Annotated in this window: 17 protein-coding genes and 1 tRNA gene; 6 read left to right on the forward strand and 12 right to left on the reverse strand. The window is 68.9% G+C overall.

What is annotated here, in order from left to right; all coding sequences use genetic code 11:
- Nucleotide 1: 1 nt before the first annotated feature.
- On the reverse strand, nucleotides 2-1,492 hold the full coding sequence (gene glmU, locus ACZY0Y_RS01385) for a bifunctional UDP-N-acetylglucosamine diphosphorylase/glucosamine-1-phosphate N-acetyltransferase GlmU (protein WP_463883622.1): 1,491 nt from the start codon (nucleotides 1,490-1,492) through the stop codon (nucleotides 2-4).
- A gap of 210 nt (nucleotides 1,493-1,702) precedes the next feature.
- Nucleotides 1,703-1,774, reverse strand: a tRNA-Gln gene (locus ACZY0Y_RS01390).
- A 216-nt stretch (nucleotides 1,775-1,990) separates the two neighbouring features.
- Here ACZY0Y_RS01390 and ACZY0Y_RS01395 point away from each other — a divergent pair.
- A complete protein-coding gene (locus ACZY0Y_RS01395) occupies nucleotides 1,991-2,590 on the forward strand; it encodes a TetR/AcrR family transcriptional regulator (protein WP_160669130.1) in 600 nt (199 codons plus the stop codon).
- 359 nt (nucleotides 2,591-2,949) lie between these two features.
- On the opposite strand, the gene ACZY0Y_RS01400 is transcribed toward ACZY0Y_RS01395, so the two are convergent.
- The 5 genes from ACZY0Y_RS01400 to ACZY0Y_RS01420 form a co-directional block, all read right to left on the reverse strand.
- The gene (locus ACZY0Y_RS01400; protein ID WP_463956536.1) at nucleotides 2,950-4,779 is read right to left on the reverse strand and encodes an ABC-F family ATP-binding cassette domain-containing protein; all 1,830 of its coding nucleotides are present in this window, start codon (nucleotides 4,777-4,779) and stop codon (nucleotides 2,950-2,952) included.
- A gap of 99 nt (nucleotides 4,780-4,878) precedes the next feature.
- Nucleotides 4,879-5,841 (reverse strand): 4-(cytidine 5'-diphospho)-2-C-methyl-D-erythritol kinase, encoded by a 963-nt coding sequence (locus tag ACZY0Y_RS01405; RefSeq protein ID WP_463883620.1) that lies wholly within the window; start codon nucleotides 5,839-5,841, stop codon nucleotides 4,879-4,881.
- An 81-nt stretch (nucleotides 5,842-5,922) separates the two neighbouring features.
- On the reverse strand, nucleotides 5,923-6,846 hold the full coding sequence (rsmA, locus tag ACZY0Y_RS01410) for a 16S rRNA (adenine(1518)-N(6)/adenine(1519)-N(6))-dimethyltransferase RsmA (RefSeq protein ID WP_463956537.1): 924 nt from the start codon (nucleotides 6,844-6,846) through the stop codon (nucleotides 5,923-5,925).
- Nucleotides 6,847-7,005: 159 nt separating this feature from the next.
- Entirely contained in the window at nucleotides 7,006-8,190 is a 1,185-nt protein-coding gene (locus tag ACZY0Y_RS01415) for a resuscitation-promoting factor (protein ID WP_463956538.1), read from the reverse strand.
- Nucleotides 8,191-8,472: 282 nt separating this feature from the next.
- Nucleotides 8,473-9,360, reverse strand: a complete 888-nt coding sequence (locus tag ACZY0Y_RS01420) for a TatD family hydrolase (protein WP_463883615.1) — start codon at nucleotides 9,358-9,360, stop codon at nucleotides 8,473-8,475.
- Nucleotides 9,361-9,657: 297 nt separating this feature from the next.
- Here ACZY0Y_RS01420 and ACZY0Y_RS01425 point away from each other — a divergent pair, with 297 nt between their 5' ends.
- The 3 genes from ACZY0Y_RS01425 to ACZY0Y_RS01435 are packed head-to-tail and all read left to right on the forward strand — an operon-like array spanning nucleotide 9,658 to nucleotide 14,814.
- On the forward strand, nucleotides 9,658-10,758 hold the full coding sequence (locus ACZY0Y_RS01425; RefSeq protein WP_463956539.1) for an AAA family ATPase: 1,101 nt from the start codon (nucleotides 9,658-9,660) through the stop codon (nucleotides 10,756-10,758).
- 13 nt (nucleotides 10,759-10,771) lie between these two features.
- Nucleotides 10,772-12,280, forward strand: coding sequence for a DUF58 domain-containing protein (locus tag ACZY0Y_RS01430; RefSeq protein ID WP_463956541.1), 1,509 nt, complete (start codon nucleotides 10,772-10,774; stop codon nucleotides 12,278-12,280).
- Nucleotides 12,277-14,814: a transglutaminase TgpA family protein gene (locus ACZY0Y_RS01435; protein ID WP_463956542.1), complete on the forward strand. Its 2,538-nt coding sequence runs from the start codon at nucleotides 12,277-12,279 to the stop codon at nucleotides 14,812-14,814. Before ACZY0Y_RS01430 ends, ACZY0Y_RS01435 begins: the two co-directional genes overlap by 4 nt.
- 27 nt (nucleotides 14,815-14,841) lie before the next feature.
- Here ACZY0Y_RS01435 and ACZY0Y_RS01440 read toward each other — a convergent pair whose 3' ends face one another.
- Entirely contained in the window at nucleotides 14,842-16,344 is a 1,503-nt protein-coding gene (locus ACZY0Y_RS01440) for an NAD-dependent succinate-semialdehyde dehydrogenase (RefSeq protein WP_463883609.1), read from the reverse strand.
- A gap of 192 nt (nucleotides 16,345-16,536) precedes the next feature.
- A complete protein-coding gene (gene rsmI, locus ACZY0Y_RS01445) occupies nucleotides 16,537-17,358 on the reverse strand; it encodes a 16S rRNA (cytidine(1402)-2'-O)-methyltransferase (protein ID WP_463883635.1) in 822 nt (273 codons plus the stop codon).
- Between the two features lie 274 nt (nucleotides 17,359-17,632).
- Between rsmI and ACZY0Y_RS01450 the strand changes: the two genes are divergently transcribed.
- Together ACZY0Y_RS01450 and ACZY0Y_RS01455 are read left to right on the forward strand one after the other, a co-directional pair.
- Nucleotides 17,633-19,345, forward strand: coding sequence for a dolichyl-phosphate-mannose--protein mannosyltransferase (locus ACZY0Y_RS01450; protein ID WP_463956543.1), 1,713 nt, complete (start codon nucleotides 17,633-17,635; stop codon nucleotides 19,343-19,345).
- A gap of 58 nt (nucleotides 19,346-19,403) precedes the next feature.
- Nucleotides 19,404-21,233 (forward strand): AMP-dependent synthetase/ligase, encoded by a 1,830-nt coding sequence (locus tag ACZY0Y_RS01455; protein ID WP_463883606.1) that lies wholly within the window; start codon nucleotides 19,404-19,406, stop codon nucleotides 21,231-21,233.
- A 132-nt stretch (nucleotides 21,234-21,365) separates the two neighbouring features.
- On the opposite strand, the gene ACZY0Y_RS01460 is transcribed toward ACZY0Y_RS01455, so the two are convergent.
- The 3 genes from ACZY0Y_RS01460 to ACZY0Y_RS01470 all read right to left on the reverse strand — a co-directional run bounded on the left by ACZY0Y_RS01460 (nucleotide 21,366) and on the right by ACZY0Y_RS01470 (nucleotide 25,527).
- The gene (locus ACZY0Y_RS01460; RefSeq protein ID WP_463956544.1) at nucleotides 21,366-22,760 is read right to left on the reverse strand and encodes a TIGR01906 family membrane protein; all 1,395 of its coding nucleotides are present in this window, start codon (nucleotides 22,758-22,760) and stop codon (nucleotides 21,366-21,368) included.
- Between the two features lie 177 nt (nucleotides 22,761-22,937).
- On the reverse strand, nucleotides 22,938-24,137 hold the full coding sequence (locus ACZY0Y_RS01465) for a L,D-transpeptidase (RefSeq protein WP_463883633.1): 1,200 nt from the start codon (nucleotides 24,135-24,137) through the stop codon (nucleotides 22,938-22,940).
- Nucleotides 24,138-24,291: 154 nt separating this feature from the next.
- Nucleotides 24,292-25,527 carry a L,D-transpeptidase gene (locus ACZY0Y_RS01470; protein WP_463956622.1) on the reverse strand — a complete coding sequence of 412 codons (1,236 nt, stop codon included), beginning with the start codon at nucleotides 25,525-25,527 and terminating at the stop codon, nucleotides 24,292-24,294.
- Nucleotides 25,528-25,633: the final 106 nt, after the last annotated feature.

Here is a 25,633-nt window from a genome sequence, read left to right on the forward strand (position 1 = left end):
GCTAGCCCTCTTCTGTAGATGCCGGAGTACTGGAGGAAGTCGTGGTGGCGCCGGCGGCCTGGGCCAGGGACGCGGAAATCGAGTCCGGGCGGTTCGCTAGGACCCAGCCCTCGGCGTTCTGCTGCTTGGCCACCGAGAGGACCAGGGCCCCGGGCGGCACGTCGCGGCGGATCACGGCGCCGGCGCCGCTGTAGGCGCCGTCGCCCACCTGGACGGGCGCGACGAAGACGGTGTTGGAGCCGGTACGGACGCCTGAGCCGATGACCGTGCGGTGCTTCTTCTCGCCGTCGTAGTTCGCAGTGATGTTGCCGCAGCCGATGTTGGTGTCCTCGCCGATCTCGGCGTCGCCGGCGTAGCCGAGGTGGGAAAGCTTCGAGCCCCGGCCGATGGTGACGTTCTTGGTCTCGTAGAACGCGCCGATCTTGCCGGTCTCGCCCAGGACGGTGCCGGGGCGCAGGTAGGTAAACGGGCCGACGCTCGCCCGGGCCCCAATGGTTGAGCCGGAACCGTGCGTGCGGATCACCGTGGCGCCTTCCCCCACCTGGACATCGGTGAGGGTCGTGTCGGGACCGACGACGGCGTCGCGCGCCACCGCGGTGGTGCCGTGGAGCTGGATGTTGGGCAGCAGCCGGACGTCCTCGTCGAGGATGACGGTGGCATCGATCCAGGTGGTTGCCGGGTCGACGACGGTGACGCCGGCGCGCATCCAGGCCTCGACCGTGCGCCGGTTGAGTTCGGCGCCCAGTGCCGAGAGCTGGACCCGGTCGTTGGCGCCCTCGACCTGCCAGCGGTCTTCGGTCACGACGGCGGCGACGCGGCCACCGGCGGCCCGGGCCAGGCCCAGCACGTCGGTGAGGTATTTTTCGCCCTGGGCGTTGTCGGTGGTGACCTGGGCCAGGGAGTCGCGGAGCACGGCGGCGTCGAAGGCGTAGATGCCGGAGTTGATCTCGCGGATCCCGCGTTCGGCGTCCGTGGCGTCCTTGTGCTCGCGGATGCCCAGGACGGTTCCGTCTTCTGCCCGCAGGATGCGGCCGTAGCCGGCGGCGTCGTCCAGGACGGCGGTGAGGACGGTGACGGCGTTATGGCCGGCCTCGTGGCTGGCGACGAGTTCGGCGAGGAGCTGGCCGGTGAGCAAGGGGACGTCGCCGTAGGTGACGACGACCGTGCCGCTGAGCCGGCCGTCGGGGTGAAGCGCGTCGAGGGCCTCCAGGGCGGCCTCGACGGCCCGGCCGGTGCCGGGCACCTCGTCCTGGTCGACGATCAGGGCAGACGGGTCGACGGCGGCGATGTGGGCGGCCACGAGGTCCCGTTCATGCCGGACGACGAGTGCCAGCTCCTGCGGCCGGATGGTGCGCGCGGCGTGCAGCGCGTGGCCAACGAGGGAGCGCCCGCCGATCTCGTGGAGGATTTTGGGGGTACGGGACTTCATCCGGGTACCGGCCCCTGCAGCTAGGACGATGACGGCGGCTGGGCCGGTCTTCTCGGGGCTCACGTACGGGCTCTCCTTGCTCAGCGGCTTAGCTCATGCCCCTGCTTGGTGGATCTGGGTGGCCGGCGGCCGAGGCCAGCTGGTGCACCTCGGTTGCCGGATCCGCGCGGTGTGGGCGGACCACACTCCGGTCGCGGCGCCAGATTCATCCTACTGGACTCACGCCGGGCCGCGCCCGGCGGCGCCGTTTCCCGGCCCCGCGATGCGCAACAGTTCCGCCCATAGGACTCGAACCTATACTCCACGGCTCCAAAGGCCGGGGTGCTGCCATTACACCAGGGCGGACCATGCCCAGGCGTTGAGCCTGTGGCACGAGAGTCAATTCTGCCACACTGCGTTGCCCCCAAGTGTTGGCGCCATGCCCGTGGTCCGGCCGCAGCCCTCCTGGCGGATGTTCTGGGGCATGATGGAGCTGTGAGCAAGAGCGCAGGGGTATCCGGAGGGGCGGAGGGCCGCAGCGGCCGGCCCGTCCGGTCTGCCGATTACGTACCCCGGATCCGGATGACGGGGCCCCAGCGCCGCAGCCAGCTCATCGGCATCGGCCGGGGACTCTTCGCGCTCCGCGGACTGGACGGGACCACCATCGAGGAGATCGCCGCTGCCGCGGGCGTCTCCAAACCGGTGATCTACGAGCACTTCGGCTCCAAGGAGGGCCTGTACACGCAGGTCGTTGAGTTCGAGTTCCGGATCCTGCTGGGTTCCATCAACGACGCACTGTCCGAGGAAGCGAAGCCGCGCGTCCTGGTCGAGCGCGCAGCCCTGGCGCTGCTGAGCTACATCGAGGACCGTGCGGACGGCTTCCGGATCCTTATGCGCGATGCTCCGCCGACCCAACCCGAGGGGGCGTTTTCCACCTTGCTTTCCCACGTCACGGCCCGGGTGGAGTACATCCTGGCCGACGAGTTCGCGCGCCGCGGCTTCACATCGGCCGACGGCGCCATGTACGCGCAGATGCTGGTCGGCATGGTCGCGATGACGGGCCAGTGGTGGCAGGACAGCCGGACCCCGGACAAGCGCGAGGTCGCCGCCCACCTGGTCAACCTTGCCTGGAATGGCCTCACGGGCCTCCAAAAGGACCCCGAACTCCGCAGCGACGACTAGCCGGACTTCGCATGCCGGGCACCGGGGCGGGCCCCGGAGTTCTGAGCCCTGCGCGGGACATGCCCTCCCCTGGCCCCCAAGAATGGACATAGTGCCATTATGCCCATCCCTGGCCTGCACCAAGGGGCATGTCCGAAGGGTTTTGAGTGGGCCGAGGGACATGTCCAGCCTGGGCCAGGACCCAGGGACATGGCGAAGCCCTGCCGGCGACGAAGCAACCGAACCAACCTAGCGCCCCGCGGGACATGCCCTCCCCTGGCCCCCAAGAATGGACATAGTGCCATTATGCCCATCCCTGGCCTGCACCAAGGGGCATGTCCGAAGGGTTTCGAGTGGGCCGAGGCGAGCGGCCCGGAAGCCTACTCCCCCAGCACCTCGAGCGCGGCGAGCCATTCGAGTTCGAGGGCTTCGCGTTCGACGGCGAACTCCTTGAGTTTTTTGTTAAGTCCGCCGAGTTCGCCGACGGCAGAGGGGTCGGCGGCGGCAGCGGTCATCTGGGCGTGGATCTTGTCTTCCTGCTGCTTGAGCTTGCCCAGCTGGCGGTCGATCCGGTTCTTGGCCTTGCGGGCGTCCCGCTTTTCGCCCTCCGACGGACCGGCTGCCGCGGGTGCCGAAGCGCCGCTGGCAGCGGTGACCGGGTTGCCGCCGCCGGTGATGGTGGAGCCGGCCAGCGCCGCTTCACGCAGTTCCAGGTACTGGTCAACGCCGCGCGGCAGGGCGCGGATCTTGCCGTCACCGAGCAGCGCCATCTGGTGGTCCGTGACGCGTTCCAGCAGGTAGCGGTCGTGGCTGACGACGACGAGTGTGCCCGGCCAGCCGTCCAGCACGTCTTCGACGGCGGCCAGGGTGTCGGTGTCGAGGTCGTTGGTGGGCTCATCGAGCATCAGCACGTTGGGCTCCCCCACGAGCAGGCGCAGGAGCTGGAGGCGCCGGCGTTCGCCACCGGAGAGGTCCTTGACCGGGGTCCACTGCTTCTCGTTGGTGAAGCCAAGCTGCTCCACGAGCTGGCCGGCGGTGAATTCCTTGCCGCCGACGTTGAAGGAACGCTTCTCCCGCTCAATCACTTCGATGACGCGCAGATCCGAAACGTCGTCGAGCTCCTTGACCTCCTGGGTCAGGACCGCGGTGACCACCGTCTTGCCCCGCTTGACCTTGCCGGACGTGGGCTGGATCTCGCCGTTGAGGAGCTTCAGCAGGGTGGTCTTGCCGGCGCCGTTGACGCCCACCAGGCCGAGCCGCTCGCCGGGGGCGAGCCGCAGGGTGATGTTGTCGAAGAGCTTCTGGCCGGGCTCGCCGCCCAGGAAGTCCAGGGAGACGTTCTCGAGGTCCAGGACGTCCTTGCCGAGCCGGGCCGTGGCCATCTTGCTCAGCGCCGTCGAGTCGCGCGGTTCGGGGACGTCGGCGATCAGGGCGTTGGCAGCCTCGATCCGGAATTTGGGCTTGGCGGTGCGGGCCGGGGCGCCGCGCCGGAGCCAGGCGAGCTCCTTCTTCACGAGCATCTGGCGTTTGCTTTCCACCACGGATGCTGAGCGGTCACGTTCGGCGCGGGCCAGCACATAGGCCGCGTAGCCGCCGTCGAACGGGTCCATGATGCCGTCGTGGATTTCCCAGGTCTTCGTGCAGACTTCGTCGAGGAACCAGCGGTCGTGGGTGACCACGAGGAAGGCGCCCTGGTTGGGCCGCCAGCGGGTCTTCAGGTGCCGGGACAGCCAGGCGACGCCCTCGACGTCGAGGTGGTTGGTGGGCTCGTCGAGCATGATGACGTCGTGGTCCTCGATCAGCAGCTTGGCGAGCGCCACACGGCGCTTCTGGCCGCCGGAGAGTGCGTGCACGTTGGCGTGCCAGTCGACGTCGGAGACGAGTCCGCCCATGACTTCGCGGATCTGCGGGTTGCGGGCCCATTCGTAGTCGGCCTGGTCCCCGACAATAGCGGCGCCGACGGTGAGGTCGCCGTCGAGCACGTCGCTCTGGTCCAGGTAGCCGATGTTGACTTCGCTGCGTTTGGTGACGCGGCCGGAGTCCGGGGTGGCGCGCATGGCCAGCAGCCGCATCAGCGTCGATTTGCCGTCGCCGTTGCGGCCGACCATGCCGATCCGGTCGCCCTCTTCAAGGCCGAGGGTGATGCCATCGAGGACGGTACGGGTTGCATACGAGACCGTGAGGTTCTCGCCGCCGAGCAGGTGTGCCACTGGGAACTGCTTTCCTAGAGAAGAATAATGTCGAGCGAATCTGGTCAGGCTGGATTGACCCAAGCCCGGTAGGTCGTGCGGAGGAGGACGACAATCCTCTTAAAGGAGCGTATCGGAGATGATGCGCGCCCCGTGAACCGGGCCGTGCACCGCCAGGGCGTCGAGGCCGTGGTGCCGCAGGTCGTTGGCCAGTCCCTCAGCCGCCGCCGGGCTGTGGGCCAGCAGCGCGACCGTGGGGCCGGAGCCGGAGACAATTCCGGCGATCGCCCCCAGGGATTCACCGAGTCCGAGGGTGTCCCGGAGGCTGGGGGCCAGCTCAATCGAGGCGCGCTGGAGATCGTTGACCAGCACCCGGCTCAGGGCATCGGCATCGCCTGCCCGCAGGGCCTGGAGGATCATCGGGTCCACCGCGGTGGGCTCCTCGATGACCGCTCCTTCGGCGGCGCGCAGCCGGTCCAGGGTCCGGTAGACCTCGGGGGTGGGCAGGCCGAAGTCCGCGGCCACGAGGACCCAGTCGGTCTGCGCCTTGACCAGGGCCGGCGAGAGTTCGTCGCCCAGGCCGAGCCCGACGGCGGTTCCGCCGAGTAGGGAGAACGGCACGTCGGCGCCGAGTTCGGCGGCCAGATGGGCGAGTTCGTCGCGCGAGAGGCCGCTGTTCCACAGCGCGTCGCAGGCAAGGAGGGTGGCTGCGGCGTCGGCCGAGCCGCCGCCCATGCCGCCGGCCACGGGAACCCGCTTCGTGATTTCGAGGTGGACGCCGGTGGAGTGCTCCGAGACGTCGGCCATGATGGCCGCGGCCTTGTAGGCCAGGTTGCGCCGGTCCAGGGGGATGTCGACACCGTCGAGGTCCAGGGTGCTTTCCGGGCTGATACTGACCGTGATCTCCCCGGTGTCCGTGCTGGTGGCGGCGACTTCTTCGTAGAGGGAGACCGCGAGGTAGACGCTGGCCACCGAGTGGTAGCCGTCCGCACGCAGCGGCCCGACGTCCAGTGAGACGTTTACTTTGCCGGGAGCCTTGACCCGGACAGTCCTCGCGGCAAAGCGCCCTCTCACTGCGTTCATGGCTCCACGCTATGGCATGGCAGGGGCAGGCTCCAAGCACAGCGCGGGTGCGGCCTCACGTTTCCGTGGCTGCCGCGGGGGTCATTGAGCCGGGCGCTCGTGCGCTTCCGCGATCCGCGAAAACGCCGCGACGTCGATCACTTCGCCGCGGGCGGTGGGGTCGACGCCGGCGGCACGAAGGCACCGCTCGGCCTCCGCTGCGCTGCCTGCCCAGCCGGCCAGGGCGGCGCGCAGGGTCTTGCGGCGCTGGGCGAAAGCGGCGTCGATGACGGCGAACACCTGTTCCCGGGTGGCCGTGGTGACGGGTGGTTCCCTGCGGGTGAACGCCACGAGGCCGGAGTGGATTTTGGGCGCCGGCCAGAAGACGTTCATGCCGATGACCCCGGCCTTGCGCATGCTGCTGTACCAGGCCGCCTTGACCGAGGGCACGCCGTAGGTCTTGGACCCGGGCCCGGCGGCCAGCCGGTCGGCCACCTCGTCCTGGACCATGACCAGGCCGTGGCGGAGGCTCGGGAAGTGCTGCAGCAGGTGCAGGACCACCGGGACGGCGACGTTGTAGGGCAGGTTCGCCACGAGCGCGGTGGGCTCCACGGGAAGCTCGGTGACCCGCATGGCATCGGCGAGGACCAGGTGGAAATTCCCGACGGCGTCCGGCCGCCACGCGGCGACTGTGGCAGGGAGTTTGCCGGCGAGGACCGGATCAATCTCGACGGCGACGACCGAGCGGGCGGCGTCCAGCAGGCCCAGGGTGAGGGACCCCAGCCCCGGCCCGACCTCCAGGACTGTCTCGTCCGGGTGGATGTCAGCAGCCGCCACGATCCTGCGGATGGTGTTGCCGTCAATGACGAAGTTCTGACCGAGGTTCTTGGTGGGGCGGACGCCGATTTCCTCGGCCAGCCTGCGGATGTCCGAGGCGCCCATGAGGGGTGCGGGGGCGCCCGCCGGCGTGCTGGTTGGTGCACTGGTTGGCGCACTGCCTGGCGCGGAGGGGGTCGGTTCAGTCACCTAGGTATCCTATCCCGTTGCCCGGCCCGGGCATGGCGAAGGCCGGGTCCGAAAAACCGGACCCGGCCCATGCCGGACTTCCGCTGCCGTGGTCAGCCGCTGCGGAACCGGCGCTGATTCATGCCCGTCAGCCGGAGCCAAGGCCCCGGCCCGGCGCCACTAGCTTGAGGCGGCCCAGCCGCAGCCCCACGGCTGCAGGCCGCGCTGAGCGTAGACGCGGTTGGCGATGTCGATCTGCTGGGCCTTGCTGGCCCCGGCCGCATTCGGTGCGTACGCGCCGCCGCCGGAACCGAGCCAGGTCCGGACGTCGAACTGCAGGCCGCCGTAGTAGCCGTTGCCGGAGTTGATGGACCAGTTGCCGCCGGACTCGCACTGCGCGACCTTGTCCCACATGGCTTCGTTCATCATGGCCGGGGCCGCGGCACCGGTGTTCGCGGCGGCGGCCTGGGCTGCCGGCTTCGGCTTTTCCTTGGTGCCGACAGTGACCTTTTCGGTGACCGGCTGCGTGCTGACGGACTGGGACACCAGGGTGCGGGAGGCCTCGCGGCCGTCGACCAGGACCAGCTTGAAGCTCTTGTTGATGGTGCCGGCGACGCCCGCCTGGGTCACTTTCTTTTCACCCTTGGCCATGCCGGCGTCCTCCGAGGTGAGGGTTTCGAACGGCACGGACTCGGTGGCGTCTGCCGTCTTGCTGACGTCCACGCGGGAAACCTTGATCACCATGTCATTGACCACGGGCGCGTTGCCCGGCTGCGAGACGCGGTCGCTCGCGGCCAGCGCGATGCCGGCGTCGGAGAGGAGCTGGGACACATTGGCGGCAGTCGTCGTGGTCTTGTCGGCCTTGCCGTCAGCGACGATGCTCACGGTCTTTGGCGTTGAGATGGACACGAAGGAACCGGAGACCGCGAGCTGCGCGTCTTTCGGAACAGACAGCTCGGAGGAACTGGCGACGCCGAGTTCCGTCACGAGGCCTTCGACGGTGGGTGAGGTGGTGCTGATGGTCCGCTCGGCGCCGTCCAGGCTGACCTTGACGGCCTTGGCGAGGTTGACGTTGATGACGGTGCCGTCCTGTACATGGGAGTCCGCAGCAGGCGTGACCCGGTCGGAAGACTGGAGTTCAAGGCTGGCGCCCTTGACCACCTGGCCGACAGTGCCGCCGAAGGTCTGGACGGAACTCACTTTGCCGTCGACGTTGAGGGTGACTGTCTTGTTGTTGCCGACGAAGGCGACGAGCCCCAGCACCAGGGCGACGAGCACCACGAGCTGCGTGCCGACCTTGACGAAGCTGAACTTGCCATCCGATGTAAAGAACTTGACCACGATTGCCCGTATCTTTTGGACCATCCGGGCACGGGGAAAAGTGCACAGTCCCACCCGTCGCAGACAGCCCGGAGGCGGCACCGGAAACGGTGCGGTGTGTCCGCGGCAGCTGTGTGCACCGCCACACTCACAAACGAGAGCGCGCCCATGGTTCGTTGGCCACGATGCGCGCCCTGCAGGAGTGAAACTATCCGAAGGCCTTCCCCGACCCCGGCTAATAGTTGTCCACTGTAACCGGAGCGTTATAAACCGTCCAACAAATTGTGCATACCAAGTATCTACCCCGCGGGGTTTGTTTTCGTCACATCAGTCCCAGGATCCGTAGGCCTGCACGGTATTTCCGGCAATTCGGGAACACAGTTCCGAGAGCTCCCATCCAGTCAATTCGGCCATGGCCCGGACGGTGTACGGGACCAGATAGCTGGCGTTGGGACGGCCCCGGTGCGGGTGCGGGGTGAGGAACGGGGCATCCGTTTCGACGAGGATCCGCTCTGGCTCCGCGATGGCCACCGCGGCCCGGAGGTTGGCGGCGTTCTTGAACGTCAGCGTCCCGGCGAAGGACATATACCAGCCCTCGCTGTTGCAGATCCGGGCCAGGTCCTCCCCGCCGGAGAAGCAGTGGAACACCACGCGCTCGGGGGCGCCTTCCTCCCGCAGCACCTGCACCACGTCATCGTGGGCGTCACGGTCATGGATTTGCAATGTCAGCCCAAGGCGCTTCGCGATATCGATGTGTCGGCGGAAGGAGTAGCGCTGGTGGGCCAGCCCCTCGCCCTCGGTGCGGAAGAAGTCCAGGCCCGTCTCGCCGATGGCCCGGATCCGCGGGTGCGCCGCGAGGGCTTCAATCTCGGCCAGGGCCTCCTCCAGTTCGCCCCGGGCGGCGTAGTCCGGCGCGTCATTGGGGTGGAGGGCGACGGCGCCGAGCAGCCGCGGGTCCAGCTCGACCGCCCGCACGGTGAACCTGGACGATTCGAGGTCGCACCCCACCTGCACGGCACCCTGCACCCCGACCGCTTCGGCGGCGTCGAGGGCGTCGGTGATGCTGACCTTCAGCTCGCTGTGGGGGAAATCCAGGTGGGTGTGGTTGTCCATGACCGGCACGGGAAGCGGTTCCGGCGCCGGCGGATATCCCTGCCTGCCGGTGCCATCGCTGCCGGGCGCACGGAACGGGACGGGGGTAAGGGGGGTGCTCATCTTTCAACCTTATCGGCGGTCCCCGGCCGGATGAACCGGCCCGCGCAGGAGTTAACCCGACCGCGCTACCAGCCGGGCGGAAGCCTGGCGGAGATTTCCCCGGAACTCTCTGTCAGGCCCGGCAGTTGTGTTAGTACTCTGGTCTAAAGACCGGCTTCCGCACCACGGAAAAAATCAGCAGCCAGGAGCAGGGAGGCTAGGAATCAACGGTCAGGAACACAGGCACACACCCGACGAGTGGCCCGGCAGGCTCCATGCCGATCCGACCCGGGAACCACCAGGGCTGAAAGGCTACCGATGGACTACCACCGCATCTCCCTAGGCGAAGCACTCCCTGAGGGGCCGGACCTCAGGGACGACTCCGCCGCGGCTGCGCTCCCGGCTGCGCTGCGCCCCGCCCGGGCGCCCGCGGCCATGGATGCGGAGGCTTTCCGCTCCGCCAGCGAGCGGATCCTGACCGCCATCAACACCGTGATCGACGGAAAGGCGGAAGCGGCCAAGCTGGCACTGACCGTACTCCTGGCCCAGGGCCACCTGCTCCTCGAGGACGTCCCCGGGGTCGGCAAGACCCTGCTCGCGAAGACGCTGGCCCGCACCATCGACTGTTCGGTGAGCCGCATCCAGTTCACCCCTGATTTGCTCCCGTCCGATGTCACCGGCGTGTCCATTTACAACCAGGCGTCGAGGTCCTTTGAGTTCCGGCCCGGAGCCGTGTTCGCCAACATCGTCATCGGCGACGAAATCAACCGCGCCTCGGCCAAGACGCAGTCTGCCCTGCTGGAATGCATGGAGGAACACCAGGTCACCGTGGACGGCAAGTCCTACAGGCTCGACGAGCCGTTTATGGTGGTGGCCACGCAGAACCCGATCGAAATGGAGGGGACCTACCCGCTCCCGGAGGCACAGCGGGACCGTTTCATGGCCCGGATCTCGATGGGCTACCCGGACAAGGAAGCCGAGATGGAGATGCTGGAAACCCACCAGGCCACATCCCCCCTGGCCAAGGTCACCGCCGTCGTCACCGCCGCCGAGGTCGCCTCCATGATTGCCACGGTGCGGCAGGTGTACGTCTCCCAGTCGATCAAGGAATACACCGTGTCCCTGGGCCGCGCCACGCGCGAAAGCGGGATGCTCCGGCTCGGTGCCAGCCCCCGTTCCATGCTCCAGCTGCTGCGCGCGGCCAAAGCCACGGCGGCCCTGGAAGGCCGCGACTTTGTGCTGCCCGACGACATCGTCAGCGTGGCTGAATCCGTTCTGGCCCACCGGATCATCCTGGACCGCAAAGCCGCGAGCACTGGCGAGACTGCCCAGAGCGTCATCCGTACCCTCCTGGCGAAGGTCCCGGTCAGCCCGGACCTGGCGGCCGCCCCGGCTGCCACGCTGCCGAACCGCCGCTAGGGGTGGCCCGGCCGTGGCGCTGAAAGACCGGATCCCGAGGCACATCTTCACGACCCGTGGCTGGGGACTGCTGGGGACGGGCGCGGTGTTCCTGCTGGCAGCCCAGGTGATGGGGCGCCGGGACCTGCTGGCGCTGGCCATCCTGCTGTTCGTCCTGCCTTTGCTCTCGCTGGCCGGAACGCGCCTGCTCAAGCCCAACTTCAGCGTCTACCGGGAGTTCACCCCTGCCAGCGTCGAAACGGCGGCCACGGCCACGGTCCGCCTGGCCGTGGCCCGGACCGGCGTCGGCTCCGGCCACGCGCTCATGGAGGAGCACCTTCCCGCCCGGTTCGGCGAATCCCCTGTTTTCCGGTTCCCGGCCCGTTCGGCCATGGGCGGGGCCAGCCGCTACGAATATCACCTGCGCTCCGGGAACCGGGGCCAGTTCCTGATCGGGCCGGTCACGGCCGAGTTCAGCGACCCCTTCGGGCTGTCCGTGCACCGCCACGCCATCGACGACGGCGACATCCTCACCGTGACGCCCGCCGCCGTCGAACTTCCCGTTACCGGGCTGGCCGGCGCCAGGGGGCACGACGGCGTCACCGCCACGCGCATCCGGGCCAACCCGAGCGACGACGACGTCATGACCCGGGAATACCGCCACGGTGATCCGATGCGCCGTGTGCACTGGGCGGCCACGGCACGGCACGGGGAACTGATGGTCCGCCAGGAGGAGTCCGTCACCACGCCGGAAGCGACCATCATCCTGGACCAGCGGCTGTCGGCCTTCACCCGCGGCACCTTTTCGGCCGGCTCGAATTCGCACGCCCGCCACCCGTTCGGCAGCCCACGCGGGACGGACCGCGGGACGCTTCACCGCGGCGTTCCCCCCGCGGACGGCCACGAACCCCTGACCAGCGACGCCTTCGAGTGGGCCGTGACGGCCGCCGTGTCCATCGCCGCCCACCTCGCCGAGCGCAACTATGCGTTGCGTTTCCTCGACGCCGCGGGCGAGCCCGCCTTCCAGCACTCGCCGTCCGCACCCGAGCCGGACGCGGAAGAGTACCTCGGCGCACCGGGGCTGCAGTCCGTCGCCGAAAGCCTGGCCGCGATCCAGCTCGCCAGCCCCCACCACAACCGCCGGGACGCCAGGGAGGCTGCCGCCCCCGGGACTCCTGGCCGGCGGCATCCCTCAGGCGCGGGCGCCGGTCCGCAGCCGTTCGATGACCGGCTCATGGACAAGCTGGCCGCCCACAGGATGCGCGGGCCCGTCCTGGCTATCCTCGGAAATCTCACGCCGGCCGAAGCCGGGGCGCTCTCCCCGGCTGCCGGCTTCGCGGCAAACGCGTTTGCCCTGGTGATCACGGAGCGGGCCGCCCAACCCGACGAAGTGCTCGAAGCCCTCCGGCTCGGCGGCTGGCGGGCCGTGGCCGTCTCCCCCTCGACGCCGTTGCCGGCAGCATGGACCGCCTTCGACGACGGCGGCACCGCACCACTGGCCGCGGCCGCCGACGTCCGGCGCGGAACGGGGATCCGGCGATGACACTGACACCCCAGCGAAGCGCCGCCGGCGCCGGACAGTCCGGGGCGGGCGTGCGGCGCGGCCCGGACGCCGGCCCGGGTGTCCCGCCGGGGAAACCGAAGGTACGGACGAAGGTGGGCGCGCGGCCGTGGCTGATGGCCTTCGCGGTGGCACTCGCCGTCGCCGGTGCAGCCCTGAGCCTCAACGGAGTGCTGCGGGGATGGGCGTGGTACTCCCCCGTGCTCTCGACGGTCCTCACAGTGGCGTTCACCATGGCCGGTCTGCGCGCCCTCCGGTGGCGCAGCGTCTTCGTGACGGCTGGTGCGCTGGCGGCACTGGTGCTGATCCTGACATTTACCTTCTTCCGTCCGCAGAGCATCGTGGGCTTCATTCCCTCCGGCGCCACCATGACGCAGCTGGGCCGGTACGTGCGCCGGGCCAGTGAGACTGTCCTAGGGGAAAGCGCGCCCGTGGCACCGAATGCCGGCATCGTCCTGCTGGTCTGCGCCGCCCTGGGACTGGTGGTGATCCTGGTCGATGCCCTTGCCTATCCTTTGGCATTGCCGGCGACGAGCGGCCTCGGGATCCTCGCCATCCTCATCGTTCCCGCCATGATCAAGCCGCAGAGCGTGGGCGCGCTGGGTTTCGCGGCGGCTGCCGCCGGCTACCTGATGATCCTCGGCTGCAGCCACTGGTTCGCGCCCGACGTTCGGACCGGGGCAGACACAGTACGCAACCCGGGCCAGTTCCGCCGCGGCGCGCTGACAGGCGCCGTAGCGCTGACCGTTACCCTCCTGCTCCAGCTGGTGATCCCGGGCTTCGACCAGGGAACGTTCCCGCAGGGCTCCCGGCTGAATCCCTTCGGCCCGGCCTCGGGGCTCAACCCGATGATCAGCCTGGGCAACAGCCTGCGCAGCCCCACCGGTGCGGGCCGGATTACCTTTGCGACGAACGCGCCGAGCACCCCGTACCTTCGCTCCGTGACCGTGGACAGTTTCAACGGGGACAACTGGGCGCCCGATGATCGCGATGATACCCGCCGGCTGGGCACGGGGAGGATGGAATCGGGCCTCGAGTCCGCCGCGACCGAAGTCCGGGTGGTCACCGCGGTCAACACCGGCCAGTTCACAAGTCCGTATCTGCCGGTGCCCTACGCGCCGGAGGCAGTCAACGGCCTTACCGGCCGCTGGAGCTGGGACCCGGCCACACTGAGCATCAAGGGCGTCGACACCAACTCCCGCGACCAGCAGTACGTCGCGCTCTCTGTTGCCCCCCAGCTCACCCCGGACCTGCTGGCACAGGCCACAGGGCCGGTGCAGGGTGTGGCCGAACAGTTCATCCGGCCGCCGGACAACGTCCCGGAGATCGTGCGCACCACCGCCGGGGCCGTGACCGCCGGAAGCGCCACTCCCTACGCCCGGGCCATGGCCATCCAGCGGTACCTGCGCTCCGTCGATTTCACCTATTCGCTGCAGTCCCCGGTACAGGGAGGCTATGACGGCAACGGGTTGTCTGTGCTGGCGGACTTCCTGACCCAGAAGAGCGGATACTGCATTCATTTCGCCTCGGCGATGGCCGTGATGGCGCGGCTGGAAGGCATCCCCAGCCGCATTGCCATCGGTTACGCCCCGGGCCGGCCCACCGGCTCCACGGTGTCGATCGGGGGCCAGGGCGCCCTGCCGGAGTACGAGGTGGATGCCCGTGACGCCCACGCGTGGCCTGAACTGTATCTCCAGGGGTTGGGCTGGGTCCCCTTCGAACCCACTCCGTCGCGCGGCGTGGTTCCGCCCTACGCCACGGAATCCGCAGCCCCCAGCGGCGCCAGCACGAATGAGAACAATGACGGACTCATTCCGAGCATCAGCCCGAACCCCTCCCCCGCGCCCAGCGTGGCGCCGCTGCCGCTCCCGGGAGCTGCCGCCCCGGCGGACACGGCAAGTAGGCTGCGGCCCGTGCTGTACGGCACCGGCGCCCTGCTGCTCCTGGGGCTTCTGCTGGCGTCGCCGCACCTGGCACGCAGCGCAGTCCGCCGCCGCCGGCTGAACGGTTCCCGAGGCCGGAGTGCGGCAGCGTTGCAGGCCTGGGCGGAACTGCGCGACCTCACCATGGATTACGGCGTGGCGGCGCGGACCAGCGAGACTCCACGGCATTACTCCGAAAGGCTGCGCTCCTCGGGGGCCCTGGGCGAACCGCAGGCCATGGACGCGGACAGCCACAAGGCCGTCAGGGCCTTGACTGCGGACTTCGAACGCCGGCAATACGGTCCTCCGGCCGGGCCCGACGCCGACCGTTCCCCCGGCACAGTCAGCCCCGTCACATCGGCGGCACCGCTGATATCGTCGGTCCGCAGTTCGCTGCGCGCCCATGCCGGACCGCTCCGGCGGTTCCGTGCGGAGTGGCTGCCGTCCTCCATCCTGGCTGTCTGGCGGCATGCGGCCAGGGCGCCGTTCCGCGCCGCCCGCCGCGCAGCACAGAGCACCCGGCGCGGCGTCGCAAGGGCCTGGTCAAGGGCCCGCGAAACGCTGCGCCGGGTGCGTAGGCTGCGCCGGAGCTGAGGCCGCCCCGGTAAGCCGGGGGGGGTGTTACTGGCCGGCGTAGGGGTCGGCGATGCCGATGTACTGGGTGTAGAGGTATTCCTCGATGCCTTCGAGTCCGCCTTCCCGGCCCAGGCCTGACTGCTTGACCCCGCCGAAGGGGGCGGCGGCGTTGGAGACGACGCCGGCGTTCAGGCCCAGCATGCCGGTTTCGAGGCGTTCGCCCATCCGGATGCCCCGGTTGAGGTCGCGCGTGAAGACGTAGGCGACAAGTCCGTACTCGGTGTTGTTCGCCAGCCGGACGGCCTCGTCCTCGGTGTCGAAGGTGATGATCGGGGCGACGGGTCCGAAGATTTCCTCGGACAGGATCCGGGTGCCCTCGGTGACTCCCTTGAGGATGGTGGGCTGGTAGAAGTAGCCCGGGCCCTCGACGGCGGCGCCGCCGATTACCGCGACCGCACCGGCGGCGACGGCGTCGGAGACCAGTTCGTGGACCTTGTCCCGGCTCTTCGCATCGATCAGCGGGCCCACCTTGGACTCCGCCTCGGTGCCGCGGGCCGTGGTCATCTCCGCCATCTTCGCGGCGAACTTCTCCGCGAATTCATCCGCGACGGATTCGTGCACAATGAACCGGTTCGCGGCTGTGCAGGCCTCGCCCATGTTGCGCAGCTTCGCGAGCATCGCCCCGGTGACAGCGGCATCGACGTCCGCGTCACCGAACACGACAAAGGGGGCATTGCCGCCCAGTTCCATCGAGGTCCGCAGCACGTTTTCGGAGGCATCGGCGAGCAGCCGGCGGCCCACCTCGGTGGATCCCGTGAAGGAAAGCTTGCGGAGCCGGGAATCCTTGATCAGCGGACCCGTGGTCGCCCCGGCCGTGGAGGTCGGGATGACGTTCAGGACCCCGGCCGGCAGCCCGGCCTCCATCATCACGGCCGCGAACAGCTGCGAGGTCAGCGGGGTCAGGTTCGCGGACTTCAGCACCATCGTGCAGCCCGCAGCGACCGCGGGGGCCACCTTGCGGGTCGCCATGGCCAACGGGAAGTTCCACGGCGTGATCAGCAGGCACGGGCCCACCGGCTTCTTCGTCACCAGCAGCCGGGACTTCCCGTCCGGGGACACGGAGTACCGGCCGAACGCGCGGACGGCTTCCTCGGAGAACCAGCGCAGGAACTCGGCGCCGTACGTGACCTCGCCGCGGGCCTCGGCCAGCGGCTTGCCCATCTCCAGCGTCATCAGCAGCGCGAAGTCCTCGGCCCGTGCGGTGACCAGGTCAAAGGCCCGGCGCAGGATCTCCCCGCGTTCCCGGGCCGGGACCTTCGCCCAGGACTCCTGCGCAGCGGCGGCCGCGTCCAGGGCGGCAGCCCCGTCCTCGGGCCCGGCATCGGCAATGCTCAGCAGGACCTTGCCGGTCGAGGGGTCCTCCACGTCGAAGGTCTTGCCGGAAGCGGCCGGGCGCCATTGGCCGCCGATCAGGAGGCCGGTCGGGACAGACGCCAGCAGGGCGCTCTCGCGCTCTGCGGTAACAATGGGCTGGGCAGTTACAGTCACGGTTGACTCCCTCGTCAGCGATTCGGGGTGGATGGGATCGGGTTCAGCGCCGTTCATAAGACCGTCTCAGCGCGCTGGATTTACTGCCACGGTACTGCTGTGCTCTCGGGGCTGTCTACGCATGTCCGCACTACGCCGGGCACGCTTCGCTGTGCAGCTGCACAGCGCCGTTCCAGCCGGCGGCGGGCGGGACTACCGGGCTGCGAGCACCGCGGAATAGAGTTCGCGCTTGCTGACCTTGGCGTCCTCCGCCACGGCCGCGACAGCTTCCTTGAGCCGGATTCCCTGGGCTATGAGCGCGTTGACGTCGGCCACGTGGTCCTCCGGCGTGCCCGGCTCCCGCTCCGGGGCGCCGCCCACAACGACGGCTATCTCGCCGCGCACCTCGTTGGTCTCGGCCCACTCCAGCAGCTCGCGCAGGGTGCCCCGGATGACTTCCTCGTACGTCTTCGTCAGTTCCCGGCAGATGGCGGCACGACGGTCCGCGCCGAACCGCTCACGCAGCGCCCGGAGCATCGGTTCCAGCCGGTGCGGGGCCTCGAAAAAGACCATGGTGCGCCGCTCGGCGTCGAGATCCGCAAGGCGGGAGGCGCGTTCTCCGGCTTTCCGGGGCAGGAAGCCCTCGAAGCAGAAACGGTCGGTCGGCAAGCCGGAGAGCGCGAGCGCGGTGAGCACCGCGGACGGCCCGGGTGCTGCGGTGACCGTCAATCCGGCGGCCACGGCCCCTTCGACCAGGCGGAAGCCGGGGTCCGAGACGGACGGCATGCCGGCGTCGGTCACCATCACGAGGGTCTTGCCGGAGCGCACCTGCTCCAGGAGTTCACCGGTCTTGGCGGCCTCGTTGTGCTCGTGGTAGCTGATGATCCGGCCGGCAACAGTGATCCCCAGGTTCTGGACCAGCCGGTGCAGCCTGCGGGTGTCCTCGGCGGCGACGATGTCCGCCGTCGTCAGCAGCTCGACCAGACGGTAGGTGGCGTCCCCGACGTTGCCGATCGGGGTTGCCGCCAGCACGATCCGGCCGGGTCCGCCGCTTTGCGCAGCCGGCGCCGTGCCCTGCTCCGTGCCCTGCTCCGTCGCCTGCTCCGTCCTGGGGGGGCCGCCGGGGCCGGCACCGGCACCCTCTTCGACGTCGTCCGCAGGGACCAGGTTGTCGCCGGGAAGGTTCGGGGAAGTGCTCAGTTTTGGGTCCACATAACCAGCCTACTGCCGGCACGGGGCCCCTGCAGACTGGCCGGACCCGCGAACCGGGGCGGCGCCGGGGCCGATGGCCCCGGCCGCAAAAGGTAGCATGGGCATCGTGACGCAGACCCCCACGCGGACTGTCGACGCCGGTTCCCCCGGATCGGCGCCCCCAGCCCCCAGCACCGGACGCAACCTGGAGGGGCACCGCTGGGTCACCCGCCCGGCGGAGGCGTTTACCGCCGAAGCCCTCAAGGACCGCCTGATCGGCGGCATCCGGAGCTGGCGGGACTACCCGCCCTCGCTTCGGCTGTGGTTCTGGCTCATTCCGGTCATCACCGCGGCCCTCGGCGGCGTCCTGCGCTTCGTCCGGCTGGATACGCCCCGCAACCTGGTCTTCGACGAGACCTACTACGTCAAGGACAGCTACTCCCTCCTGGTCAGCGGCTACGAGCGGGCGTGGCCGGACAAAGCCAACGATTCCTTTATCGCCGGCAATCCCGGGGTGCTGCTGGACACCCCCGAATATGTCGTCCACCCGCCGGTCGGGAAGTGGATGATCGCCGCCGGCATGTGGCTTTTCGGCGCGGACAATCCCTTCGGCTGGCGGTTCGGGGCGGCTCTGACCGGTACGCTGTCCATTTTCCTGCTGGCCCTCATCGCCCAGAAACTCTTCCGCTCGCTGACCCTTGGGGCAGTGGCCGGGGTGCTGCTGGCGGTGGACGGACACCATCTGGTGATGTCCCGGACCTCGCTGCTGGATATCTTCCTGATGTTCTGGATCCTTGCCGCGTTCGGGGCCCTGCTGATGGACCGCGACGACGGCCGCCGCCGGCTTGCCGGGCGGCTCGGCCGGCAGGCCGCCGCCTCCCCGGACGGACGGCCCAGCCTGCTGCAGCTGGCGTCGGGCCCCTGGCTGGGGATCCGCTGGTGGCGGCTCGCGGCCGGGGTGTGCCTGGGATTGGCGGTCGGCACCAAATGGTCCGCGCTGTTCTTCCTGGCCGGCTTCGGGCTGCTGACGGTCTTCTGGGACCTGAGCGCCCGCCGGATCGCTGGAATCCACGGCTGGATCAGCGGCGGGATCCTCAAGGACGGGATCCCCGCCTTCCTCAGCATCGTGCCGGTGGCTGCACTGGTGTACACCGCCACCTGGATCGGGTGGTTCCGGTCCAAGGACGCCTACTTCCGGAACTGGGCTGAAACCGTCCCTTCGGCGGAGTGGGGCTGGCTGCCCAATGCCGTCCGGTCCCTGGCGCATTACCACCTGGAGGCCTACAAGTTCCACCAGGGGCTCAGCGCGGACCACCCGTACGAGGCCAGCGCCTGGAGCTGGCTGGTGCTCGGCCGGCCTACTTCCTTCTTCTACGAATCCCCCAAGCAGGGCAGCCCGGGGTGCGATGCCACCAGCTGCACAACGGCGATCCTCTCCGTGGGCAACCCCCTCATCTGGTGGGGCGCCGCCGTTTGCCTGGGCGTGCTGCTCTTCTGGTGGGCCGGACGGCGTGACTGGCGCGCCGGGGCCGTCCTGGCGGCCGTGGCAGCCGGCTACCTCCCCTGGTTCCTGTACCCGGAACGCACCATGTTCTACTTCTACGCCGTGTCCTTCGAGCCCTTCCTGGTACTGGCCCTCGTGTACTGCCTGGGCCTCGTCCTGGGGCAGCGGGCGGATCCGTTGTGGCGGCGGCGTTCCGGGCTCTACCTCGTGGCGCTCTTTGTGGTCACGGCCGTCGCCGTCTCGGCCTTCTTCTATCCGGTCTGGACCGCCGAGACCATCACCTACCAGGATTGGCGGTTCCGGATGTGGATGCCGTCCTGGATCTAGGGCAGGATTGCAGGGGACGTCCACCGGCACGAGGCGGACGCGGAACGGAGGAACGGCTGTGAGAGAAGCAAGCACCGGGCTGCTCGTCGAGCTCGACCCGGGCAGCAACGTGACCGATCTGCTGCTCGAGCAGCACGCCAAGGATCCCGTGCATGCGCTGTACTCCCGCAAAGGACCGGCCGGCTGGGCCGACGTCTCCGCACAGCAGTTCCTGGACCAGGTCCGGGCCTTGGCCAAGGGCCTGATCGCCGGCGGCATCACTCCCGGCGAAACCGTCGCGGTCATGTCCGGCACCCGGTATGAGTGGACCGTGGTCGACTTTGCCATCTGGTTCGCCGGCGGCCTGCCCGTTCCCATCTACGAAACGTCCTCCCCCAGCCAGATCGAATGGATCCTGCATGACTCGGGGGCCCGACGGATCTTCGCGGAGAACGAGGCAAAGGCGGCCCTTGTCCGCCAGGTGCTGGACAGCTCCGGGGTGCTCGGCGACACCGTGCTCCCCGTGGTGCGGATGGACTACGACGGCGCCGCCCCCAACCTCGCCAGCCTCGCCGCGGCAGGCAGCGGAGTCAGCGACGCCGAGCTCGAACGCCACCGGTCCGCGGCCGGACTCGCGGACGTCGCCTCGCTCGTCTACACCTCCGGCACCACAGGCCGGCCCAAGGGCTGCGAAATCACCCACGGGAACTTCGCCCTGGTCGCCCGCAACATCGTGCCCTTCTTGCCCGAGATCCTGATGCAGCCCCGCACCCGGACCCTCATGTTCCTCCCGCTGGCCCACGTCCTCGCCCGCGCCGTCCAGGTGATCTGCCTGAGCGCCGGGACCACTTTGGGCCACACGGCCAGCGCCAAGGAACTGCTGGAGGACCTGGCCAGCTTCAAACCCACCTTCCTGCTCGTGGTGCCCCGGATCTTCGAAAAGGTCTACGCCGGCGCCGCCCACAAGGCGGCCCTCGCCGGGAAGGAACGCTTGTTCGAGTCGGCAGCCGCCGTCGCGATCGACTACTCAAAGGCCCTTGACTCCGCCGCCCGGGGTGACGGGAGCGGCCCCGGGCTGGTGACCCGCGCCAAGCACGCCCTCTTCGACCGGCTGCTCTATCCCAAGCTCCGGCAGGCCTTCGGCGGCCAGCTGGGCTACACGGTCTCAGGGGCCAGCCCGTTGAGTCCGCACGACGCGCACTTCTTCCGCGGCGCCGGCATCCCCGTCCTCGAAGGCTACGGACTCACCGAAACCACGGCACCGTGCACGGCCAACACTCCGGCGCGGACCAAGGTGGGCACGGTCGGCATCCCGGTGCCCGGCACCACCATCCGGGTTGCCGAGGACGGCGAAATCCTGGTCAAGGGCATCGGCGTCTTCAAGGGCTACCACAACAACGCCGCGGCCAATGCGGCGGCGTTCGTGGACGGGTTCTTCCGCACCGGCGACCTCGGCTCCCTCGACGCGGACGGCTTCCTGACCATCACGGGCCGGAAAAAGGATCTGCTGGTCACCGCCGGCGGCAAGAACGTCGCACCCGGGCCGCTGGAGGAAAAGATCCGCGAGCACGAACTGGTCCTCCAGGCCGTGGTGATCGGGGACGGCAGACCGTTCGTGTCAGCCCTGATTAACCTGGACCCGGAGGGCCTGGAGAACTGGTGCGCCTCACACAGGATTCCGGCGATGAGCCCCGCCGAGGCCCGGGGCAGTGACCTGGTCCGGGTTGCCCTGCAGCGGGCCGTGGACGACGCGAACGCCCTCGTTTCCAAGGCCGAGTCCATCCGCACGTTCGTGGTGCTGGACGCCGACTTCACGGTGGAGTCCGGGCACCTGACGCCGTCGCTCAAGCTCAAGAGGGCCGCCGTCGTGCGCGACTTCGAGGCGCAGATCAACCGCATCTACGGCTGACACCGCGGCATCTCCGGCGGGGATGCACGGAAGCGACCGGCACCGTGGGTGCCGGCCGCTTCCGGTTGCCTGTCCGTCGCCGGTGTCCCGGGCGGATTCAGCGCCGTGATCCGGCGCCTTGATCCGGGCTTGCTAGACGGTGCTGGACTGCCCCCGCGTGGGGGTGTCCTGTGTGCCGGTGTCAGTCGTCCCGGTCGCTGATGTTCCGGTCCCGGCAGCGCCGGGGCGCCCCGGGGCAGTGGAACGCGGGGCGGAGCGGCCGGCGGCTGAGTCCGTGGCGGCCGCATCATCGGCGGCCGGCTCGTCGCCGGCGCCTGCATCGGCCTTGCTGGCCTTGTCCCGGCGGAAGAGCGAGCGCCTGGCGGGTGCGTCACCGGGAACAGCGTCTGTGGTGGCGTCAGTTTCGGTGGTGTCCTCGCCGGCCGGGTCCTCTTTCGCTGCGCTGCGCTTCGGCAGCCCGCGGCGCTTGCGCGTTGGCCAGGTCAGGATCAGGGTGGCGAGCGAGGCGACCAGCACCAGGCCGGCGATGACAATACCGCCGTCCACCCAGAACTGGGCGGGGAAGAGCCGGATCAGGGTGTCCTGCAGGGAGAACGTCCAGGTGCCGTTGGCGAAGAAGACACTGTGGAACTGGGCGAAGAACTGTTCCCAGCCCAGCACACCCAGCACGCCGAGGCCGATGATGATAACGAGCGTGATGATGGAGCCTGCGAACAGGCCGCGGCGCACTCCGCCGGTACTGCGGCGCCGCAGGTAGATCGCGGCGATGAGGCTCAGGAGAATCAGCAGGACGCCGGCGCCGAAGGCGGACAGGATCACGACCTTGACGTCGGCCATGTGGCTGACCTCGCCGTCCTTGAACAGTTTGTCTCCCCCGCGGTGGACGAGTTCGCCCAGGTAACGCGGTCCTGCCCAGTTGCTGAGGTAGTCGACGGCATAGGATCCGTAGGTCATGCGGTCGTCGGTGCTGAAGCCGTAGCCGTCGCCCGGGAAGCCCGGCCGGTTGTACTCGACCCAGAGGAACAGCGGGCTGGCGATGGCCCGGATGGCCAGCACCAGCAAAATGACGGGGAAGCACACGGCGAGCAGGACCTGCATCACGCGCGGGGCGACGGGCTTGGCGTTTGCAGCGTGTTCCCGCTCGGCGTTCCGGCGCTGCACCTCTTCCTCGGATGGCCGGACCTGCAGTGCGGACGTTGGCAGCGGCTCGCTGAAGTGGCTGCCGTTGCCCCGGGGTGCCGGTTCGACGGCGGCTTCCGCAGCCTTGCGGTCGGCGCGGCTGCCGGCCTGGCGCCACGCCGGCGTCGTGTCCGGCGTCGTCGGCGTGGTGGCGTCCTGCGCGGTTGAGTCCGTCGTCGTGGCCGGAGCAGCGCCGGCAGCCGTCGCCGGTGAGTGGTCGGAAGGGGCAGCGGAACGCTTCTCCGCCGGGTTCTGCTTCATCCAGTCGAACGCGGGTTCGTCAGCGTCATCGGCCGGATCCAGCTGCGGATCCTGTCGGTTCGGAGGGGTGGGACTTGAGTCAGTCACTGCAGCTTCGCTTCCGTAGGCGGCCGCGCCGCCGGCCCGGGGCCCGGCAACGCTACATATCTGCCTCCGAGCCTACCGCCCGAGCCGCGGGGTGGGCGAGATGCCACCCCGAAGCGGGCCGGGATTCAGGCGGTGGGATTCAGGCGGCATCCCGGTGCGGCCGGCCCCGGCCTGCGGTCATCGTTTGGCGTACTGCGCCCACGGGATGTTCCAGTCGCCGAAACCTTCGAGCGGCTCCACGGCCGGCGCTCCGGTGTTGAGGGTCTGGACGACGTCGCCGGTCTTCATGTTGTTGAAGAACCAGGCCGCGTCGGCCGGGAGCAGCCCGACGCAGCCGTGCGAGACGTTGTACTTGCCCACGGCACCCCACGCAGATTCGAGGGCCTGGTGGACGTAGACACCGGAGCTGGTCAGGCGGTTGGCGTATTCCACGGTCAGGGGCGGGTAGTAGCCCTTGTCGCCGGGTTTGAGGCCGATGCTGCCGGCGTTGAACTTGGAGTGGCGTTCCTGCTCCATGATGACGGCGAAGCCCGTTGGAGAGAGCCACTCAGCGTCTCCCAGCGTGACCGGTGCTGTCTTGACCAGCTGGCCGTCGAAGTACACGTTCATGGTCTTGGTGATGTCATCTACGACTGCGAGGCGCTGCGGTCCCACCTTGAAGGAGGCCTTCGTGTCGGAGTTGCCGATCATCTTGTTGCCGAAGTCGACGCCGAAGAGCTTCAGGTCCACGGTGATCTCGCTGTTGGCAGCCCAGAATGCTTCGGGCCGGATCCGGACGCGCCGGTCCGAGTACCAGCGCCACGCCACGGCCTGGCCGGAGGAAGCCGTAACCGTGACGGCCTTCTCCATGGCCTCCTTGTTCAGCACCGGTTCGCTGAAGACAATCTCGATAGGCTGGCCGGCCCCGGCAGTCGTGCCGTTGAGCGGATACACGGCGGCGTCGGCCTCGTTGGCCTTGGCGACAGTCGCGAAGGTCTGGGCCTTCTTCGTCTCCCGGCCGGCCTGGTCGACAATCGTAAAGCTGTACTTGTACTTCGTATCGAAATCGAGGGGATCTCCGGCGGTCCAGGTGGAGCCGTCCGGACTCGTGGTCCCGGGGACGCGGCCGCCGCCGGAGGCACGCTCGAGAACGACGTCTTTCACCGTCCCGTTGACGGCCTTGACCGAAGCCGGTGCGGCGGGGTTGACGGCCTTGGCCCCGTCGGTCGGGGTCACACCGAGTTCCACGGCCTTCACCACCGGGGCCGCGAGGCCCGCGACGTTCCGCATCGGGGAAGCTGCCTCTGAAGGCATTTCCGCGTCGGCCCGGCCGGGCGCCGTCGCGATGCCGATTCCGCCGGCGCCGACGGCGGCGCAGAGTGCCAGCACAGCCAGCATCTTCCCGCTTCTCCGGCGGCCCTTGCCCCCGGGTTCCCGCCGGGACCCGGGTTTGCCGCGCCGGCGCCGCGCGCCAAGGTCCGTTGTCATCTCGTCCATGTCCTGTCCCCCAAATAAAAAGTCTTACCGCGGTTCGCGGAGCCGCCCGCGGGCCTCAGTTGGCGTACTGCGCCCAGGGGATGTTCCAGTCCCCGTAGCCGTCGTCCACAGCGGCGAAGTCGCCGTCGGTGTTGACCACCTGGACCACGTCACCGGTAGTCATGTTCTCGAAGACCCATTTCGCACCGTCCGGCCCCAACCCGATGCAGCCGTGGGAGAGGTTGGCGACGCCTAGATACGGCATGGCGGAGTCCGTGGCCTGGTGGATGAACTCCCCGCTCGGGGTCAGGCGCGTGGCGTAGTTGACGTCGAGCTGGCCGTAGTAGGCGGGGTCGCCGGGCTTGAGCCCGATGGTGGAGGCATCCATGTGCTCCACGCGGTACTTCTCCATGAACACGAGGTACCCGCGGGCCGAAGGGAACCGGGTGTCGCCCATGGTCGCCGGCCACTGCCCGACCTGCTGGTCGTTGATACTGGCCGTGAACGTGTGCGCGGTCGCGTCCGCGATGGCGACCTTCTTGTCGCCGATGTGGACGGTGACCTTTTTGTTGAAGTTGCCGATCTGCCCGTTCCCGAGGTCGACGCCGAAGAGCTGCATGTCCATGGTGATGGTGCTGTTCGCGGTCCAGAAACTCTCCGGACGGTACCGGACCATGGTGTTGCTGAACCAGTGGAAGTCGCCTGGCTGCCCGGAGGTGGAGCTGATCCTGATGGCCTTCTCGACGGCGTCCCGGTTCAGGACAGGCTCGCTGAAAGTGATCTGCAGCGGTTGCGTCACTCCCACCTTCATGCCGTCCAGCGGGTAGATGGCGGCGTCGGCTTCGTTGGCGGTGGAGACGGTGGTGAAAGTCCGTGTGGTGTTCTCCTTGCGGCCGGCTGCGTCCACCACGGAGAAGGTGTAGCTGTAGCGGGTGTTGAACTTCAGCGGTGCAGTCGCCGTCCAGCTGGAGGCATCCGCGCTGAGGGTCCCCTCCACGGCGTCACCGGAACCGCTGGTGAGCGACACGCGGTCGATCCGGCCGTTCTTGACCTTCAGGGTCACGGGCGCGGCCGGGTTGACCTGCTTGGCCTCATTCGCCGGGACGACGTCCAGTTGCGCAGGCGCCACCACCGGGAAGGCGAGTCCCGGCGTCGAGCGCTCCGGCGAGGTGGCCTCGGAGGCGAAGGAGGCATGGGCCAATCCGGGTCCCGCCGCGAACACCCCGCCGGCCGCGGCTATGGCGCAGACCGCTCCGAGGACGGCAAGCTTGCGGCCGGTGCTCCGGCTTCTCGGGGCGTTCACAATACTCAGGTCCTTCCAGAAGTTACCTTGAAAGCATAAGGGAAATACCGGTGGGACCCGCCGTCGGCCCCGCCACGATCCGGTCACGAAGAGGGCCCCGGACGGCAGTCCGGAG

The sequence above is a fragment of the Pseudarthrobacter kochi genome (assembly GCF_055412805.1).